At 55.3% G+C, this 17,594-nt stretch carries 9 protein-coding genes; 8 read left to right on the top strand and 1 reads right to left on the bottom strand.

All coding sequences use genetic code 11. The features are described 5' to 3' along the window. Positions 1 to 83: 83 nt before the first annotated feature. The 8 genes from OH144_RS03265 (at position 84) to OH144_RS03230 (ending at position 15,053) form a co-directional block, all read left to right on the top strand. Positions 84 to 3,845, top strand: coding sequence for an efflux RND transporter permease subunit (locus tag OH144_RS03265; RefSeq protein ID WP_266204862.1), 3,762 nt, complete (start codon positions 84 to 86; stop codon positions 3,843 to 3,845). Next, positions 3,842 to 5,263 carry a TolC family protein gene (locus OH144_RS03260; RefSeq protein ID WP_266204861.1) on the top strand — a complete coding sequence of 474 codons (1,422 nt, stop codon included), beginning with the start codon at positions 3,842 to 3,844 and terminating at the stop codon, positions 5,261 to 5,263. Before OH144_RS03265 ends, OH144_RS03260 begins: the two co-directional genes overlap by 4 nt. A 140-nt stretch (positions 5,264 to 5,403) precedes the next feature. Then, positions 5,404 to 7,173: an efflux RND transporter periplasmic adaptor subunit gene (locus OH144_RS03255; RefSeq protein ID WP_266204860.1), complete on the top strand. Its 1,770-nt coding sequence runs from the start codon at positions 5,404 to 5,406 to the stop codon at positions 7,171 to 7,173. A gap of 154 nt (positions 7,174 to 7,327) precedes the next feature. After that, positions 7,328 to 7,783, top strand: a complete 456-nt coding sequence (locus tag OH144_RS03250) for a hypothetical protein (protein WP_266204859.1) — start codon at positions 7,328 to 7,330, stop codon at positions 7,781 to 7,783. Between the two features lie 99 nt (positions 7,784 to 7,882). Continuing rightward, complete coding sequence (locus OH144_RS03245; protein ID WP_266204858.1) at positions 7,883 to 8,527, top strand: DUF3347 domain-containing protein; 645 nt, start codon at positions 7,883 to 7,885, stop codon at positions 8,525 to 8,527. Positions 8,528 to 8,888: 361 nt separating this feature from the next. Then, entirely contained in the window at positions 8,889 to 11,330 is a 2,442-nt protein-coding gene (locus tag OH144_RS03240; RefSeq protein ID WP_266204857.1) for a TonB-dependent receptor domain-containing protein, read from the top strand. A 1,103-nt stretch (positions 11,331 to 12,433) separates the two neighbouring features. Further along, the gene (locus tag OH144_RS03235; protein WP_266204856.1) at positions 12,434 to 13,492 is read left to right on the top strand and encodes a ferredoxin--NADP reductase; all 1,059 of its coding nucleotides are present in this window, start codon (positions 12,434 to 12,436) and stop codon (positions 13,490 to 13,492) included. 100 nt (positions 13,493 to 13,592) lie between these two features. Beyond that, the gene (locus OH144_RS03230; RefSeq protein WP_266204855.1) at positions 13,593 to 15,053 is read left to right on the top strand and encodes an aminoacyl-histidine dipeptidase; all 1,461 of its coding nucleotides are present in this window, start codon (positions 13,593 to 13,595) and stop codon (positions 15,051 to 15,053) included. A gap of 758 nt (positions 15,054 to 15,811) precedes the next feature. Here OH144_RS03230 and glgP read toward each other — a convergent pair. Next, positions 15,812 to 17,467, bottom strand: a complete 1,656-nt coding sequence (gene glgP, locus OH144_RS03225) for an alpha-glucan family phosphorylase (RefSeq protein WP_266204854.1) — start codon at positions 17,465 to 17,467, stop codon at positions 15,812 to 15,814. Between the last annotated feature and the right edge of the window lie 127 nt (positions 17,468 to 17,594).

The following is a 17,594-nucleotide window of genomic DNA, read 5'->3' as shown; positions in this document are numbered from 1 at the left end:
GATGATACCCGCCTTTGTGGGCTGGTGTGGTTTTGTGCTGCCTTTTCGGCAGTCCTACTTCCTTGCATTCAATCGAATAAAGCATGTTAAACAGCATTATAAAATTCTTCCTGGAGCAGAAACTGGTCACAGTGCTGCTCCTGCTGCTCATCGTTGGCTGGGGCATTGTAGTGGCTCCCTTCAACTATAAAGTAGGTTTCCTGCCAAGCGACCCGGTTCCGGTAGACGCCATTCCGGACATCGGCGAGAACCAGCAGATTATTTTCACCGAGTGGATGGGCCGCTCCCCGCAGGACGTGGAGGACCAGATTACCTATCCCCTTACCACCTCCTTACTAGGGATGCCGGGCGTGAAAACGATCCGCTCCACTTCCATGTTCGGTTTCTCCAGCATCTACGTCATCTTTGATGAGGATACAGAGTACTACTGGAGCCGTTCCCGCATCCTGGAGAAACTTAACTCCCTGCCCAACGACCTGCTGCCAGAAGAGGTAACGCCTAAGCTTGGGCCGGATGCCACGGCACTGGGGCAGGTATACTGGTATACGCTGGAGGGGCGCGACGAGAATGGCAACCCCGCCGGTGGCTGGGACCTGCACGAGCTGCGCACCATTCAGGACTTCTACGTACGCTATGCCCTGACAGGTGCCGAAGGCGTGGCCGAAGTAGCCTCCGTAGGCGGCTATATCAAGGAGTACCAGGTAGACCTGGATCCGGTGGCGATGAAGGCGAACAACGTCTCGATGATGGAGGTGATGACAGCCCTGCAGAACAGCAACCAGGATGTAGGCGCCAACACCGTGGAGATAAACCAGGTAGAGTACCTGGTGCGTGGCCTGGGTTACGTGCAGGACCTGGAGGACATTGAAGAGGCCGTGGTGAAAGTGACGTCTAACGTGCCGATCCGCATCCGCGACATTGCCCGTGTGAACATTGGCCCTGCCGACCGCTCGATGCTGGGCATCCTGGACAAGAGCGGCGCCGAGGCGGTGGGCGGTGTAGTGGTGGCCCGCTATGGCGATAACCCGCTGGCCGTGATCAACAACGTAAAAGAGAAGCTGGACGAGATTGCCGCCGGCTTGCCTTCCAAAAAGCTGGCCGATGGGCGCACCTCCAAAGTAACTGTGGTGCCGTTCTATGACCGCACGCAACTCATTAACGAAACGCTGGGCACGCTCAACGAGGCGATCATCCTTCAGATTCTGATTACCATTATCGTGATCATCGTGATGGTTTATAACCTGCGCGCCTCGCTCCTGATATCTGCCCTGCTCCCACTTGCTGTGCTCATGACCTTTATCATGATGAAGCAGTTCAACGTGGATGCCAACATCGTGGCGCTGTCTGGTATTGCCATTGCCATTGGCACCATGGTGGATCTGGGGATTATCCTGAACGAAAACATCCTGCGGCACCTGGACGAGGCCCCTCCCGGGCAATCGCTGCTAAAAACGGTGTATAATGCCACCACCGAGGTGGCCACGGCCATCATCACGGCTGTTTCTACCACCATCGTCAGCTTTTTGCCTGTCTTCACGCTAGAGGCGGCCGAGGGCAAGCTGTTCGGTCCGTTGGCCTTCACCAAAACCTTCGCGCTGGTGGCCTCGCTTATCTTCACGATCCTCATTATGCCGGCTTTCGCCCATTCCATACTTGGTCTGAAGTCAAAGAACGTGGCTTGGTCCAGGATGCTGAACATCGGCCTCTTTGTACTGGGTGTGGTGACGCTGTTTATACTTCCACTGGCTGGCCTGGTGCTTATACTTATCGCTGCCAACAACCTGCTGACTTATTACCAGCCGGAGCGCTACGGCAAGTATAACACGCCTGTAATGGTGGGCATTGCGGTATTGGCCGTGTCGTGGCTACTGGCCACGCAATGGATGCCGCTGGGCGCAGCCGTCAGCCTGCTTGTCAATTTCCTGTTTATCCTGCTCGTCATTGGGTTGGTGCTGGGGCTGTTCGCCCTGTTCATTGGTGCGTACCCGCGCATCCTGATGTGGTGCCTCGATAACAAAGGCACTTTCCTGCTGCTCCCGGCCTTTATCATGCTAATCGGCCTGAATGTATGGCTGGGCTTTAACGGGGTGTTCGGCTGGGTGGCCAGCGGCATCGACAAAACAGGCTATAACATCCGCACCACCTCCGCTTGGAGCGGGCTCGTGCATACCTTCCCTGGCCTGGGCGAGGAGTTTATGCCTTCGCTGGATGAAGGGGCCTTCCTGCTGATGCCGACCTCCATGCCGCACTCCGGCGTGGAAGCCAACAAGCGTATTCTGCAGCAGCTGGACATGCTCATCACGGCCATTCCGGAAGTGGAAGTGGTGGTGGGTAAAGCCGGACGTGCCGAAACAGCTCTGGACCCGGCCCCTATGTCGATGTACGAGAACGTGATCCAGTACAAGTCAGAGTATAAGACGGATGCCAGCGGACAGCGCATCCGCTTCAAAGTAGACGACAAAGGGGAGTTTGTGCGCGATGCAAAAGGTGAACTGATTCAGGATAAGAACGGAGAGTATTTCCGCCAATGGCGCGACCACATCAAGAGCCCGGACGACATCTGGGATGAGATCGCGGCCGTAGCCAAAATCCCGGGTGTTACCTCGGCACCGAAACTGCAGCCCATCGAAACACGCCTTGTGATGCTGCAGACGGGCATGCGTGCGCCCATGGGTGTGAAAGTATACGGCCCGGACCTGCAAACTATCGAGGATTTCAGCCTGCAGTTGGAGCGCCTGCTAAAAGAGGTGCCGTCGGTGAAGCCGGAGGCTGTGTTCGCAGACCGCTCGCTGGGCAAGCCTTACATGGAGATAGAGCTGAACCGCCGCGCCATGGCCCGCTATGGCCTGAACGTGACGGATGTGCAGGAGTATATTGAGGTGGCGATGGGCGGCATGGCCCTGACCACCACCGTGGAAGGGCGTGAGCGCTACTCCATCCGTGCCCGCTACGCCAGAGAGTACCGGAACGGCCCGGAAGCCATAGACCGCATTATGGTTACAACGGCAGGAGGCGCACAAGTGCCGCTCGGGGAGATTGCCGAGGTGGTTTACCGGCCCGGCCCGATGATGATCCGCGGCGAAAACTCGTTCCTGACCGGCTATGTGCTGCTCGATAAGCGGGATGGTTTTGCCGAAGTATCGGTGGTAGAGGATGCGCAGCGCTACCTGAGCCAGAAGATTGAGTCGGGCGAGCTGGTAGTGCCTGCTGGCGTGAGCTATAAGTTCTCGGGCAACTACGAGAACCAGGTGCGCGCCGAGCAAAGGCTGGCTGTCATTATCCCGCTCAGTTTGCTTATCATCTTCCTGATCCTTTACTTCCAGTTCCGCTCCGTATCTACCACGCTGTTCATTTTCACCTCCATTGCCATGGCTTTTTCGGGTGGTTTTATGATGTTGTGGCTCTACGGGCAGGACTGGTTTCTGAACTTCTCGTTCGGCGACACCAACATGCGGGAGCTCTTCCAGATGCGCACGTTTAACCTGAGTGTGGCCGTGTGGGTGGGCTTTATCGCCCTGTTCGGCATTGCCACCGACGATGGCGTGGTGATGGGCACGTACCTGAAGCAGAGCTTTGATAGGTTTAAGCCGGATACAAGGAAAGGGGTACGCAAGGCCGTACTGGAAGCAGGTATGCGCCGCGTAAGGCCCTGCCTGATGACCACCGCCACGACCCTGCTGGCGCTGCTGCCGGTGCTCACCTCCACCGGTCGCGGCTCTGATATCATGATCCCGATGGCCATTCCTACCTTCGGTGGTATGGTGGTGGCCCTGATTACCTTGTTTATTGTGCCGGTGCTTTACAGCTGGCGCGAAGAGTCTAAAGTTAAAGAGGAGACGGTATGAAAAAGATCATTCTAAGTATACTGCTACTGCTGGCGCTCAGCCCATACCTGCAGGCACAAACCCTGGAGGAGTACCTAGTAATGGCCGGAAAGAATAACCCCCAGCTAAAGGCCCGCTACGCCGAGTACCAGGCCGCGCTGCAGAAAGTGCCGCAGGCCGGTGCCCTGCCCGACCCGGAAGCTACGTTCAACTTCTTCCTCAAACCTATGGACAGGTTCATGGGCAAGCAAGTGGGTGATGTTTCGGTGATGCAGATGTTCCCGTGGTTCGGCTCATTGGATGCCGCCAAAACAGAGGCCAACTACATGGCACAGATGCAGTTTGCCTCTTTTATCGAAGCCAAAATCAACCTCTACCACACCGTGCGCACCACCTGGCTTACCCTTTACCAGATCGATGAAGAGGTAAAGCTACTGGAACGGGAGCTGGAGATACTGCAGGCGCTGGAGCGGGTGGCATTGGCCAAGTATAAATCGGCCCCGGCGGCTAGTACGGCAGCCCCGGCCACGCAACGTCCAAGCGCAGGCACCTCGTCAGCAGCGGCTGCGGGTGGTGGTGCCTCGGGCGGCATGGCAGGTATGGGCGGTGGCTCCGCTGGCAGCACCAGCTCCTCCTCCGGAGGAGGAAGTATGGGCGGCGGTGGCATGGCCTCCTCTGGTAGCAGCATGGTGGATGTGATCCTGATCCGGGTGCAGGTGAAGGACCTGGAGAACCGCCTGCAGCTGCTCCGCGACTCCAGAAGGCCAAAGGAAATAGCCTTTAACAGCATGCTCAACCGCGACCTTACCCTGGAGGTGCAGTTAGCGGACACCTTAACGCCTGTTGCCTTACCTGCCTCCCTGGCCCTTATCCAGGACTCCATCCGCCTGAACCACCCCATGCTGAAGATGTATGAGTGGGACGAGAAGGCGCGCGAGGCACAGTACCGTATGGCCAAGCTGATGGGCAGACCGATGTTAGGGCTTGGCCTGAACTACATGGTGTTTAAACCGCGCACCGATGAGATGACGCAGATGCCGATGGGTGGCGAAAACATGGTGATGCCCATGGTAACAGTTACCCTGCCGATCTACCGCAAGAAGTATAAGGCCGCCCAGAAAGAAGCACAATACGCGCAGGAAGCTGCCGTGGCCAACCGTGAGGCTGCAGAAAACATGCTCTTTGCCGAGATGAGCAGCCTCTTATACGACTACCAGCGTGCCACGAGCACGCTGCAGCTATTGGAGGAGCAGATCAGGCTGAATGAGCAGGCTATCCGGCTGCTGACCACCAACTACAGCGTGGCGGGCGCAGGCATTGAGGAGATACTGCGGCAGCGCCAGGCCATATTGGGCTACAGGCAGCAGCAACTGCAGGCCATCACCGATCAGCATACGGCTGTGTCTGCCATTAACCGCATGATGAACAGCGACAGTTAATAACTGGCGCGAATCTTCTCATGCGTGACCTGGGGAATGCTGAGTCTCTGACTCAACCGGGCCAGAAGCCTAGGAATAGTATACAGCGCTCAAGGCAGCACCATATTTAGAATAGAAAATTTTATCTATCAGATAAACAGATGAAACCAAGAAATAAGCAAATCGCAACATACCTGCTGATAGCCTTAGGAGGCCTGCTGTTGGGCTGGCTGATCTTTGGAGGACGATCTTCCGATGAGGCGCACGACCATGCAGGAGAGACAGCGGGTGTAACAGAGTATACTTGCTCCATGCACCCACAGATCCGCCAGAACGAGCCGGGCAAATGCCCTATCTGCGGCATGGACCTTATCCCGGTCGCTACCGCCGGTGGCTCAGGGGAGCCAAGCCCTTATGTGCTGGAGATGACACCAGAGGCTGTCGCGCTTTCCAACATTCAGACCTCACCGGTGCAGTCGGTTAACCCGGAAAACGAGTTGCTGCTCTCAGGCACCGTGCAGCTAAACGAGCAGCAGGTGTCTTCCATCACTGCCAAGTTCCCGGGCCGCATCGAAAAGCTGTACGTGAATTTTACGGGCCAGGAAGTACGTAAAGGCGAGCGCCTTGCCTCCGTCTACTCGCCCGAACTGCTAACGGCGCAGCGCGAGCTGCAGGAGGCGGCTAAATCCAAAGACATAATGCCGGAGCTGTACGAGGCAGCCAAAACCAAGCTAAGGCTGTGGAACATCTCCAATAGCCAGATCCAACGCATCGAAAAGGCCAATGAGCTGCTGACCAGCTTCGATATTTATTCGGATGCCGCTGGCGTGGTAACCGAGCGCCTGGTAGCCGTGGGCGATTATGTGAGCACTGGCTCCGTGTTGTTCGAGGTGGCCAACCTGTCGTCGGTGTGGGTGGTGCTGGATGCCTACGAGAGCGATCTTTCGTGGGTAAAGGAAGGAGCCACCGTAAACTTTACGGTACCGGGCATTCCAGGCAAGGAGTTCACGGCCAAGGTACAGTTTGTAACGCCGGTGCTGGACGCCGCCACCCGTGCGGTGCAGGTACGCGCCGAAGTAACCAACCCCGGCAACCAGCTGAAGCCGGGTATGTTTGCCAATGCCCGTATTAAAACATCCTCGAAAACAACGGCCAAAGAAAACGCGCTGGCTGTGCCAAGAACCGCCGTGCTCTGGACAGGCAAACGCTCTGTGGTTTACGTGAAGGTGAACGACCGCGAGGCGCCTGCCTTTGAGATGCGTGAGGTAACGCTGGGTCCGCGCCTGGGTGAGATGTACCTGGTGGAAGCGGGCCTGAGTGAGGGTGAGCAGGTGGTCACCAACGGCGTGTTTGCCGTGGACGGGGCAGCACAACTAAGTGGCAACTATAGTATGATGTCGGCACCAGCCAACAAGCAGATGGAGGTGCCGGAGGCGTTTCAGCAGCAGGTGACGGCGCTGGTGGACACCTACTATACGTTAAAGAATGCCCTTGTGGCCTCTGATGCGGATGCCGCCCGCCAGGCGGCCGGCAAGTTTAACCAGGCATTGAACAAAGTGGACATGGGCCTGTTGGATGGCAGTACCCACGCCAAATGGATGCAGCTGATGCCAGCGCTGCAGGCCAACGCCTCGGCCATACAGAAAAGCACCGCTATTGAGAAGCAGCGTGAGGTGTTCTCCCCGCTCTCCGACCACTTAATTGAAGTGGTGGAGACCTTCGGCACAAACAAAGAAATCGTGTACAAGCAGAAGTGCCCGATGGCCTCTAACGACCAGGGTGCCTACTGGCTGAGCGAGCAGAAGGAAATCCGTAACCCATACTTTGGCGAGGCCATGATGACTTGCGGAGAGACGGAGCAAACATACAGACAGGGCACAGGAGCGCCTGCAGCAGACAAACCTGCACCGGTGCAAAGCCATGCCCATTAAACTATTAAGCCATGAAAGATTGTTGCAGAACCGGAGACGAAAACCCTAAAACCAACCAAAAGCCCTGGCTCAGGTGGCTCCTGTACCTTGCCCTTGTACTGGCGCTGGGGTTTGTCCTTTTTGAACAGATAACGACTTAACTATACCTGAATTCATGAGAAAGAACTTATTTTACAGCGCAGCTTTGGCAGCTGTAGTGCTGGCCTCCTGCTCTTCTGAGAAAGCACCGGAAACGCAGGCCACCACAGCCGCAGAGGCTCCAGCCAACCATGAGGCACATATGGCCAGCATGCAACCACAGCAACAGGCATCCCCGGCTGACCTGATGACCGAGGAAGGCTTACCGAAAGACCTGGTGTGTATGGTGAACAATGCCTTTATGGGCAAAGAGCAGTTTCCGGTGGCCTTCGAGGACAAGATGTACTATGGCTGCTGCGAAATGTGCGTGAACACCATTAAGAACCAGCGGGAAGTGCGGTACGCCAAAGACCCTGTCACTGGCCAGGAGGTAGATAAGTCGCAGGCATTTATCGCTTTGAAACCCGGCGGAGCGAATGGGGAGGTGCTGTACTTTGCCTCTGAGGAAAGCTTCCGTAAGTATGCGCAGTAGACGGGCCGGCCTTGCGTGTGGCAAGGTTTAGTCATGTCAGGCTATCTTGTAAGGAATGATTACTTAACTTTATACTTTCGTACAACCAAAGAATCAACCATGAGAAAGACACTTTTTGCAGCTGCTGTTTTAGCCGCTTTTACCTTTACCTCGTGCTCGGAGAGCAACACAGCAAACACAGAAGCTACAACGGAGCATCAGGGCCACGGCCATGACGAAGCGGAGCACGGCGACATGACCAACGCCACCGCCGCTAACCAGACCGTGGTGGAGACACCGGACTACTCTTCTGTGGCTGAGCCAGTAAAAACGCAGGTCTCGCAGCTGGTGGATGAGTACCTGAAGCTGAAGGATGCCCTGGTTGCCTCTGACGCCAAAGCTGCCAAGGCCACGGCCAACGAGGTGCTGCAGGTTGCCAAGGCCATGCCTGTTGCCGCCATCCTAGAAGCGGAGTCCAAGGCGTATGCGGAGGAAAAAACCGGGAATATCATCAGCAGCGCCACCAGCATTGCCGGTGCAGCCAACATCGACGCACAGCGCGAGAACCTGGAGTTGCTTTCAGAGTCTGTTTATGCTCTGGCCAAGGCCTATGGCGCCAACGACCAGAAACTGTACTACCAGCACTGCCCAATGGCCCTGAACGACAAGGGCGGCTATTGGCTGAGCTCTAACGAGGAGATCCGCAACCCTTACTTTGGCGATAAAATGCTGAAATGCGGCAGCACCGAGGAAGTGCTCGACTAAGTATAAAGAATAAACAACGCGGAAAGGCAGAGCACTCGGAAGGGGCTCTGCCTTTCTTTTTGGTATATGGGTCGCGCGCTTCACTACCCCTGTTGATTCTCACCGTGCCTCAGCAAAAAATATTCTCCGCCACCAGGCAACCCTTCCACCAGCTCCCACATCTTTCTACCCAAAGCCCCTCGCGAGGAGTTTGCCAGCCTAAAATCAGCTTCCCTGCCTGGGTTGGGCTGGTGTTAGAAGATAAAAAATCCCTGTTCGTCTAAAAGCCATTCGAAAAACACAACAGTACCTTGCTATACAAAGTACTATAGTATAAGTTTGCATCATCGATCCATTTATCAACACTACACAAAATAAAACCATGAAAAGATTTTACGTTTACCTCGCTTTCCTCTTCTTTCTCTGTAGCAGCCAGGCTTTTGCACAGTCTGCAGGAATGCTGACGGGCACCGTGCTCGACGACAAAGAGCAGCCGGTGGGCTTCGTGAACGTGGCCGTGCTGGAGGCTGCGTCCGCCAAGGTGGTTACCGGTGCCATTGCCGACATGGACGGAAACTTCCAGATCATGACACCCGCCAAAGGCACTTACCTGCTGAAGCTGAGCGGCCTGGGCTATGTGGAGCTACAGACCCCTGCCTTTGAGGTGACAGGGCCAAATTTCTCCAAGGACTTCGGCAAGCTGCAGGTAAAGCCGGATGTGAAAACCCTGAAGGAGGTGCAGGTGCAGGCCATGCGTCCCACGGTGACCACAGAGCCTGACAAGATGGTAGTAAGTGTGGAGGGCACGGCCCTGGCCAGCGGCAGCACGGCCTACGAGGTGCTCTCCAAGTCGCCGGGCGTGTGGATTGACCAGGACGGCAACATCCAGCTCAACGGCAAAGCCGGCGTGCAGATCATGATCAACGGCAAGCGCAGCTACCTGTCTGGCAAAGAACTGCAGACGCTGCTGCAGGGCATGACCGCCGAGAACGTGAAAGACCTGGAGATCATCACCAACCCTTCGGCAAAGTATGAGGCAGAAGGAGCCTCCGGCGTCATCAACATCAACCTGAAAAAGGCTGTGGGGATGGGCATGAGTGGCAGCGTGTACGCCGGCTACCAGTACAACAACCTGAGTACTTATACTTCCGGCGCGGAGCTGAGCCACAAAAGCGGCAAGTGGAACTCCTTCGGAAGCCTGGACCTGGCCAACCGCCAGCGTTACCGCGATATGGAAATGCGCCGCATCTTCCTCAACAAGGACGGCAGCACCAGCAATTTCGACCAGACCGGGCGCGAGGAGAGCGAGCGCTTTGAGCCTTCGCTGCGCATCGGTACCGACTATGACATTAACGACAGGCACAGCATCGGGGTGATGGCCAACATCATCGGCAGCAGCAGCGACAATAGGTTCCTGACCGCTTCTTACCTGAACGATGTGAACACCGGCGAAAAACTTTTTATCGATGCTACCAACAAGTCAGAAGGCGAGTATAGAAACGGCACTTTTAACTTCCACTACCTAGGCAAGCTGGATACTACGGGCACAACCCTCTCGGCCGACCTGGACTACGTGCACATCACCAGCGACGATGACTTTAAGTTCATCAACCGAAAGGAGTTCCTGAACAGCAACGCGCCGACAGAAGAGGAATTGTTGCTCAGCGAAAACCCGACCGGCTACGACATTTACTCGGCTAAAGCCGACTTTACTAAACAGCTGAACAAGCAGACGAAGCTGGAACTGGGCGCCAAGGCCAGCCATGTGGTATCGGATAACGAGCTACGTTTTTTCGAAACCACCGACGGCAGAAGAACACTCGACCCACAACGCAGCAACCACTTCGTGTATAAGGAAAACATACTGGCAGCCTATGCGAACCTAAACGCTACGCTGGGCGTGAAATGGACCCTGCAGGCGGGCCTGCGGGCGGAGCAGACTTTTGCCAAAGGCGAATCTTTGGACAAGGCGGAAGGAAAGATTGACCGCGATTACCTGGACCTGTTCCCGAGCGTATTTCTGCAGCAGAAGCTGAGCGATAACTACCAGATCGGCTACAAGTATAGCCGCCGCATTAACAGGCCTAATTACCAGGCGCTCAACCCCTTCATCTTCTACCTGGACCCTTATACATGGGCGCAGGGCAACCCGCAGCTAAAGCCGCAGTATACCAACTCCTTCGAGATGACGCACACCCTAAAGCAGACCTACAACCTGATCCTGGGCTATGCCGTGACCAAGAATTTTATAGCCGAGATTCCGAACCAGAACCCCGAGGACAACACCACGGTTTTCCAGCAGCAGAACGTGCGCGACATGAAGAGTGCCCGGGCTACGCTGGTGGCCCCGATCAAAATCTCCAACAACTGGGATATCAGCAACAACGTGATCGTAATGTACCAGGAGTTCACAAACTTCAACAACGGCAAAATGGTGGTCAACGATCAGGTAACAGCCATTGCCCAAACCACCAATAACATCCTGCTGCCTAAAGACATCCGCCTGGAGCTGGGCGGCAGCTATCAGGGAGCAGCGGTATATGGCCTTTACAGGGTAGAGCCGCAGTGGTGGGTGGATGCCGGCCTGAAGCGCAGCTTCCTGGACGACCGCCTGACCCTGAGCATGAACGTGACCGACATCTTTAAAAGCCGCGTGATGAAAGTAGACACCAAGCTGAACGGCAACGTGAACGCCATTGAGCAATACTGGGGCAATCGCTCTTTCCGGGTTAACCTGCGCTACCGCTTCAGCAAAGGCTCCGAGTTCGAGTCTAAGAAGCGCAACGTGAACCTGGATGAGTTGAACCGAACTGGGGGTAACTAATACCTATTTTGTGTAAGTCTGAGAAAGGCCTGCGGCGTTTGCTGCAGGCCTTTCTCGTTTTCTCCCCAATTCCTTTAAGCTTCTTAATCCGTGTGCGCTGGGCTTATACTTATACTTATACTTATACTTATACTTATACTTATAATTCGGCTATACTTGCATAGCCCCTGCTTCCTGCACCTGGAACCAAGCTATCCTTATTAGCTCCTGTTCAACCTCCAGACTTACAAACCTACAGTTGTATTTCTGGCTTTGGTGCTCTCAAGCCCGGGAGGGCTCGTCTTCGGGCATCGCGCTGTGTTCCCTTCCTTTGCTACCCTTCGGTCGCAATGCCGCCAAGGCGGCACCGGAATCTCACAAGGCGCTCAACCCAAAGACTGGAAACAGATTCGATAGCTGCTGCTAACGGAGCTTCAACAGAGCTCCCTCTCCTTGTTTTTTTTCGAGGGCCCCTACCCCAGGAGGGGAGCCTGGAGTTACTGTAGCTAAAGTATAAGTTTCATGGCAGCTTGTATTGCGCGAACAGGTCGCGACCTGTCCCTACAAAGTATAAACCCACCCCCAGCCCCTCCGAGGAGGGGAATTGCATTTACTCCCTTCCCTGTCATCTCGAGCAGGGCGAGAGATCTATCCGGAATTCTAGAAAGATCTCTCCCAAAGGTCGAGATGACAGTAAGGGCAGCGGCTATCGAACTGACACCCAGTCCTTGGGTTGAGCGCCTTGTAGATTTACGGTTTCGCTTCAGCGAAATTGCGGCAGCAAAGGAAATGTACACCGCGGGATGCCCTTATCGAGGGCCCCTACCCCCAGGATAAGGCCTCCCGGCCATGAGGGAGCCACAGCCAGAAATGAAGCGAGTAGGTTGTAAAGCCGTGGTTGAACGGCAGCTAGCAAGTATAGCTTGCTTCAGGTTAGGGTTAGCAGCGGCTATAAGAAGGCACAAGCGGACGCTTGCACCAGACAAATATAAAAGTATACCCAAAGTATAAAAGGCTAATTAAGCACCCCTAAAATAACCAGACACCTCCACACCCTGTTCATAAAGAAAGACACTACCTTATACTACTGCACCGAACATCCATACTTTAGCGTAAGCAACCGCATGAAGGCTAACCATACTTTACCCACCGACCACTATACCCTGACCGTAACCGGCATCCGGGAGGAACTGCCGGACTTTAAAACCTTTACACTGGAGCCAGACCAACCCCTGCCGTACAAAGCCGGGCAATACCTCACGCTAGTACATACGGATAAGGATCAGGACATTCGGCGCTCGTACTCCTTCACCTCCTCCCCTGCCCTTGATGAGCCGCTCAGTATCGGCGTGAAGCGCATAGAGAACGGGTTTTTCTCCAGAAGGCTGGTGGATGACGTACAGGTGGGTGATAAACTCCACGCCGCCGGGGCAGCCGGCCTGTTTATACTTCCGGAGAACATGCAGGACTACCGGCAGGTATTTCTGCTGGCAGCCGGGAGCGGCATCACTCCGGAGCTCTCGTTGCTCAAAACCATACTTTATTCTCACCCGGATATGGCCGTAACGCTCATCTACAGCAACAGCAACCCGCAGAAGGCTATCTACAAAAAAGAGCTGGAGCAGTTGGCAGAGGCATTTCCGGATCGCTTCAGGCTGCAGTATCTGTTCAGCAACTCCCCCGACCTGGCGCAGGCCAGGCTGTACAAAGACCTGCTGCAGCAGTTTGTGCGGCAGTATGCGGTGGCACCGCTGCACCAGGTGCTGTTCTACATATGCGGGCCGCTCGGCTATATGCGCATGTGCTTTTGGGCACTTACACAGCAGGGGGTACCACATGAAAACATCCGCCGCGAAAACTTCGACACCACCAAAGTAGCCGTAAAACAGATGCCTCCTGACACCGATCCGCATGAGGTTATACTTCATTTTAAAGAACAGGAGTATAAGCTGACGGTGGAATACCCGGATACTATACTGCGGGCTGCACGCAAGGCAGGCCTGCGCCTGCCCTACAGCTGCGAGGCCGGCAAGTGCGGCAATTGCACCGCCCGCTGCACCACAGGCAACGTTTGGATGTCGTACAACGAGGTGCTGACGGAGCGCGACCTGCACCAGGGGCTGGTGCTGACCTGCGTGGGCTACCCGGTGGGCGGCCCGGCCCGCTTAGAGCTCAAATCCTGACAAAGCCTTTCTTCGCTTCCCTGTTTTTCCGGCTGAAACCCGTAACTTTAAGCCTGCGGCAACTGCTGCATCAAAAATGGAATTTAAAACTATATAAACTATGAGCTCTGAAGTACGTAGCCTGGAGCCAAAGGCGCTCTGGGAAAACTTTGCTGACTTAAACGCTGTGCCACGCCCCTCCAAGAAAGAGGAGCGCGTGATACAGTTTATACTTGATTTTGGCCACAAGCTAGGGCTAGAGACTTTTAAGGACGAGGTGGGCAACGTCATCATCAAAAAGCCGGCAACCCCGGGCATGGAGAACCGCCAGACAGTGGCCATGCAAAGCCACCTGGACATGGTACACCAAAAGAACAACGACACAGACTTCGACTTCGACACACAGGGCATTGAGATGTACGTGGACGAAGATTGGGTAAAGGCACGTGGCACCACGCTGGGCGCTGACAACGGCATCGGTGTGGCCACCATCATGGCCATACTTGCCTCTAAGGATATCCCCCACCCGGCTATTGAGGCTTTGTTTACCATTGATGAGGAAACCGGCATGACAGGTGCCCTGGGCCTGAAGGGTGGTTTACTAGAGGCAAGCATCCTGCTGAACCTGGACACTGAGGATGATCGAGAACTGACCATTGGCTGTGCTGGTAGCGTGGATGTAACGGCTAATGGGAAGTATGAGCAGGAGGCTATACCAGCCGGAATGGCTGGCTACAGGCTCACGGTAAAAGGCCTTACCGGCGGCCACTCCGGCATGGACATTATACTTGGCCGTGCCAATGCCAACAAACTCATGAACCGCCTGCTGCACCATGCTGGCAGGCAGTTTGACCTGCGCATCGGAAGTATAGACGGCGGCGGCCTGCGCAACGCCATCCCACGCGAGTCTGCATCTGTGGTAGCCGTGGCAGAGGCTGACAAGGCCGCTTTCGAGCAGTTTGTGGGAGAGCAACGCAACATACTTGCGCAAGAGTATAAAACCACGGACCCGAACCTGCAGCTGCAGCTGGAAAGTATAGCTGCCCCGGCACAGGTAGCCACAAAAGATTTTGCCGCTACCCTGCTGCGCGCCATCTACGCCACACCGAACGGCATCTACCGCATGAGCCCGGAGATAGAGGGACTAGTGCAGACATCGAACAACGTAGCGCGTGTGGAGCTGAAAGACGGCGCCTACAAGATCCTGTGCCTGACCCGCAGTGCGGTGGATACAGAAAAAGATGATCTGGCGGCAGCCGTACAATCGGCGCTGGAACTGGCGGGGGCTGAGGTTGTGGTAAGCGGCTCCTACCCTGGTTGGACGCCAGCCCCGGACGCCTCTATTATTAAGTTGATGAGCGACCTGTACCGCAGCAAGTTTAACAGTGAGCCGGATGTGAGCGCCTGCCATGCCGGATTGGAATGCGGTATCATTGGCGCCAACTACCCGGGTATGGAGATGATTTCCTTCGGACCGAACATCCGCGGCGCCCACTCCCCCGACGAGAAAGTACAGATCAGCTCGGTACAGAAGTACTGGGACTTCCTGCTGGAGACGCTGCAGCACATTCCGGTTAAGTAGTTGCTGGTTTTTAGTTGTTAGTTGTTGGGATGAAGTATACTTGCTTCATCTGCACTCCTCACTTAACTAAGTATAAACAGGAGAGCCGCCCAAAGTATGGGCGGCTTTTTTGGTTTGATGAAGACATTTGTAGCTCCGGGTCCAAGCATCCCTACCCCTCCTTGTCTAAGGAGGGGAGCTTTTCACCCCTCCCCTCCCTCTCCTAAAAACAGGGGAGGGAGTTTCTGAAGGCAATTAACATCCCCCTACCCCCTTCAAAGGGGAACTTTGGTTCCAGTTGCATTAGGAAAGGCTTTGGCTATCGAACTGAACCCAGTCCTTGGGTTGAGCGCCTTGTAGATTTCCGGTTTCGCTTCAGCGAAATTGCGGAGACCGCAGGTCAAGCAAAGGAAATGTACACAGCGCGATGCCCTTCATCGAGGGCCCCTACCCCCAGGACGAGGCCTCCCGGCCTGGGAGGGCAGAAAGGTAGAAATGAAACGATAGGTTGGTGGGAACTAGAGGATCAGCGGTGTTTTGAAAGTATAGCTTGTCTCCAGTTGCGGGAAGCGGTGGCTAGGAAAGTATAAACAGCGAAGGTAAAGTATAACTGAAGTATAAAAGGACACGAGCTGCAAGCTCGCGCCAACGGGGGTATGGCTTGAAGGACACAAACCTGATGATTGTGCCGGAAAGAAAAAAGCCTTCTGCTAGCATAGGCTGCCAGCAAAAGGCTTATACTTCCAACTCTATCTTTGCTCAGACCTAAAAGCCGAGCATCAACTATTAAACAGCTCCTCATAATACTGGTGCGCCATTCGGTTCGACTCGAAGTGCGGCACCACGTTGCGCATACTTTGCTTCATGATGTGGCGCCAGCGCTCCTGGTTATGGTAGTATACCGGCACGATCTCCTTCTCCAGCAGCCTCATCAGGTTACCGTGGTCCTCGTCGTCCTGCGCCTCGTTGGGCTGGCTGGTATCGGCTATCGGCAGCACGAAACTATTTTCGCCGTGGCGGGCGTACTCCGGCAGCCAACCGTCCTGTATCGACACGTTTACGCCACCGTTCATACTTGCCGTCATACCGCTGGTGCCGGAGGCCTCGCGCGGGCGGCGCGGCGTGTTCAGCCACACATCGCAGCCCTGCTTCAGCTTCCGCGACAGCTCAATCTCATAGCCTGTCAGCACGGCCACATTGTCCAGCTGCTGCGATAACTTCACGAGCTTGTTAAACACGTTGATCGCCCCAAAGTCAAACGGGTAAGGCTTTCCGGCCCAGATCACCTGCACCGGCATCTCTTCATTTGTCACCAGGTCTGCGAAGCGCTGTATGTCCCGTACGATGAGGTCGGCACGCTTATAGGCCGCAAAGCGACGGGCCCATACTATCGTGAGCACATCGGGGCGGAAAAGCTTGCCGGCCTGGTTAGCCACCTCCTTGAACAGCTGCCGCTTCAGCTCCTCCTTGCGCTGGCTCAGGGCCTGGTCATCATTGCGCTCCTGCGCCTGCCACAGCTCCATATCGGCCCAGAAATTAAAGTTCTGTGCGTTGGTGATGGCTTTGATCTCGCAAACGCCTTCATTTTCGTACCACATGTCGCGGGCTACCTCGCCGTGCAACTGCGACACGCCGTTGGCTACTTTTGCCAGCCGGAGCGCCGCCAGCGTATGGTCGAACATCTGCCCGTGCATCGCTGTAAGCTCCCGCACCTCCTCCAGCGAGACACTGTTGAAGAAGCTCATCCTGTTCAGCAAATGAATATCGTGCTGCTCGTTGCCGGCCTTCTCGGGGGTATGGGTAGTAAACACCAGGCGCTTGCGCACCTCATCCAGCTTTCCGTAATCTTCAAACAGCTTAAAGGCCAGCGGCAGCGCGTGTCCCTCGTTCATGTGGTAGATCTCAGCCCCACCCAGGGCCTCTACCACTTTAGCGCCTCCCACGCCCAACACGATGCTCTGGGCGATGCGGGCCTGCGGCTCGGGGTCGTAAAGGCGGTGCGTGATGGTGCGGGCCAGGTGGTCGTTGTCCGGTATGTCGGTGGTGAGGAAGTACATGGGCACGGTGCCGAATATCTCAGGTTTGAGCACCATAGCCTTCACCAGCACCGGATGCTCGTTTACCAGCACCCGAACGGTGATGCCTGAATCCTCCAGAAAAGAATAGAACTTCTGCTGGAAGTGGGGCCGCATGGTCTGGTCGTCGTTGCGCTCCTGGTCGTAGTAGCCGTACTTCCAGAGCATGCCGATGCCGATCATGTTCTGCCGCAGCTCGTAGGCGCTGCGCATGTGGGAGCCGGCCAGAAAGCCAAGGCCGCCGGAGTATACTTTCAGTGCCTGGTCAATGCCATACTCCATACAGAAGTAGGCCACGCGTTTCTTGTACTGCTCATTTATCTCGTAGGGGTGAAACCACCTGTTGTATTGTGAAACCATGTTTAGCCAGTATTTTTACTCTATAAAATCTGTTTTGACTCATTCCTCCAGCCTAGAACGATAATGGCCGGAAATATTGATATACCTAAACCAGGTACGCAGGTTTCAAATTAATAGATAGGAATCT

This window comes from Pontibacter kalidii (assembly GCF_026278245.1).
GTDB classification, from domain to species: Bacteria; Bacteroidota; Bacteroidia; order Cytophagales; family Hymenobacteraceae; genus Pontibacter; species Pontibacter kalidii.
This window is presented reverse-complemented; position numbering and strand designations above follow the sequence as displayed.

What these genes read in the sequence shown, in the direction of transcription:
- OH144_RS03250 (WP_266204859.1), top strand. Translation starts at nt 7,328, where the DNA reads ATGAGAAAGAACTTATTTTACAGCGCAGCTTTGGCAGCTGTAGTGCTG.
- OH144_RS03260 (WP_266204861.1), top strand. Translation starts at nt 3,842, where the DNA reads ATGAAAAAGATCATTCTAAGTATACTGCTACTGCTGGCGCTCAGCCCA.
- OH144_RS03235 (WP_266204856.1), top strand. Translation starts at nt 12,434, where the DNA reads ATGAAGGCTAACCATACTTTACCCACCGACCACTATACCCTGACCGTA.
- OH144_RS03240 (WP_266204857.1), top strand. Translation starts at nt 8,889, where the DNA reads ATGAAAAGATTTTACGTTTACCTCGCTTTCCTCTTCTTTCTCTGTAGC.
- OH144_RS03255 (WP_266204860.1), top strand. Translation starts at nt 5,404, where the DNA reads ATGAAACCAAGAAATAAGCAAATCGCAACATACCTGCTGATAGCCTTA.
- OH144_RS03245 (WP_266204858.1), top strand. Translation starts at nt 7,883, where the DNA reads ATGAGAAAGACACTTTTTGCAGCTGCTGTTTTAGCCGCTTTTACCTTT.
- OH144_RS03265 (WP_266204862.1), top strand. Translation starts at nt 84, where the DNA reads ATGTTAAACAGCATTATAAAATTCTTCCTGGAGCAGAAACTGGTCACA.
- glgP (WP_266204854.1), bottom strand. Translation starts at nt 17,467, where the DNA reads ATGGTTTCACAATACAACAGGTGGTTTCACCCCTACGAGATAAATGAG.
- OH144_RS03230 (WP_266204855.1), top strand. Translation starts at nt 13,593, where the DNA reads ATGAGCTCTGAAGTACGTAGCCTGGAGCCAAAGGCGCTCTGGGAAAAC.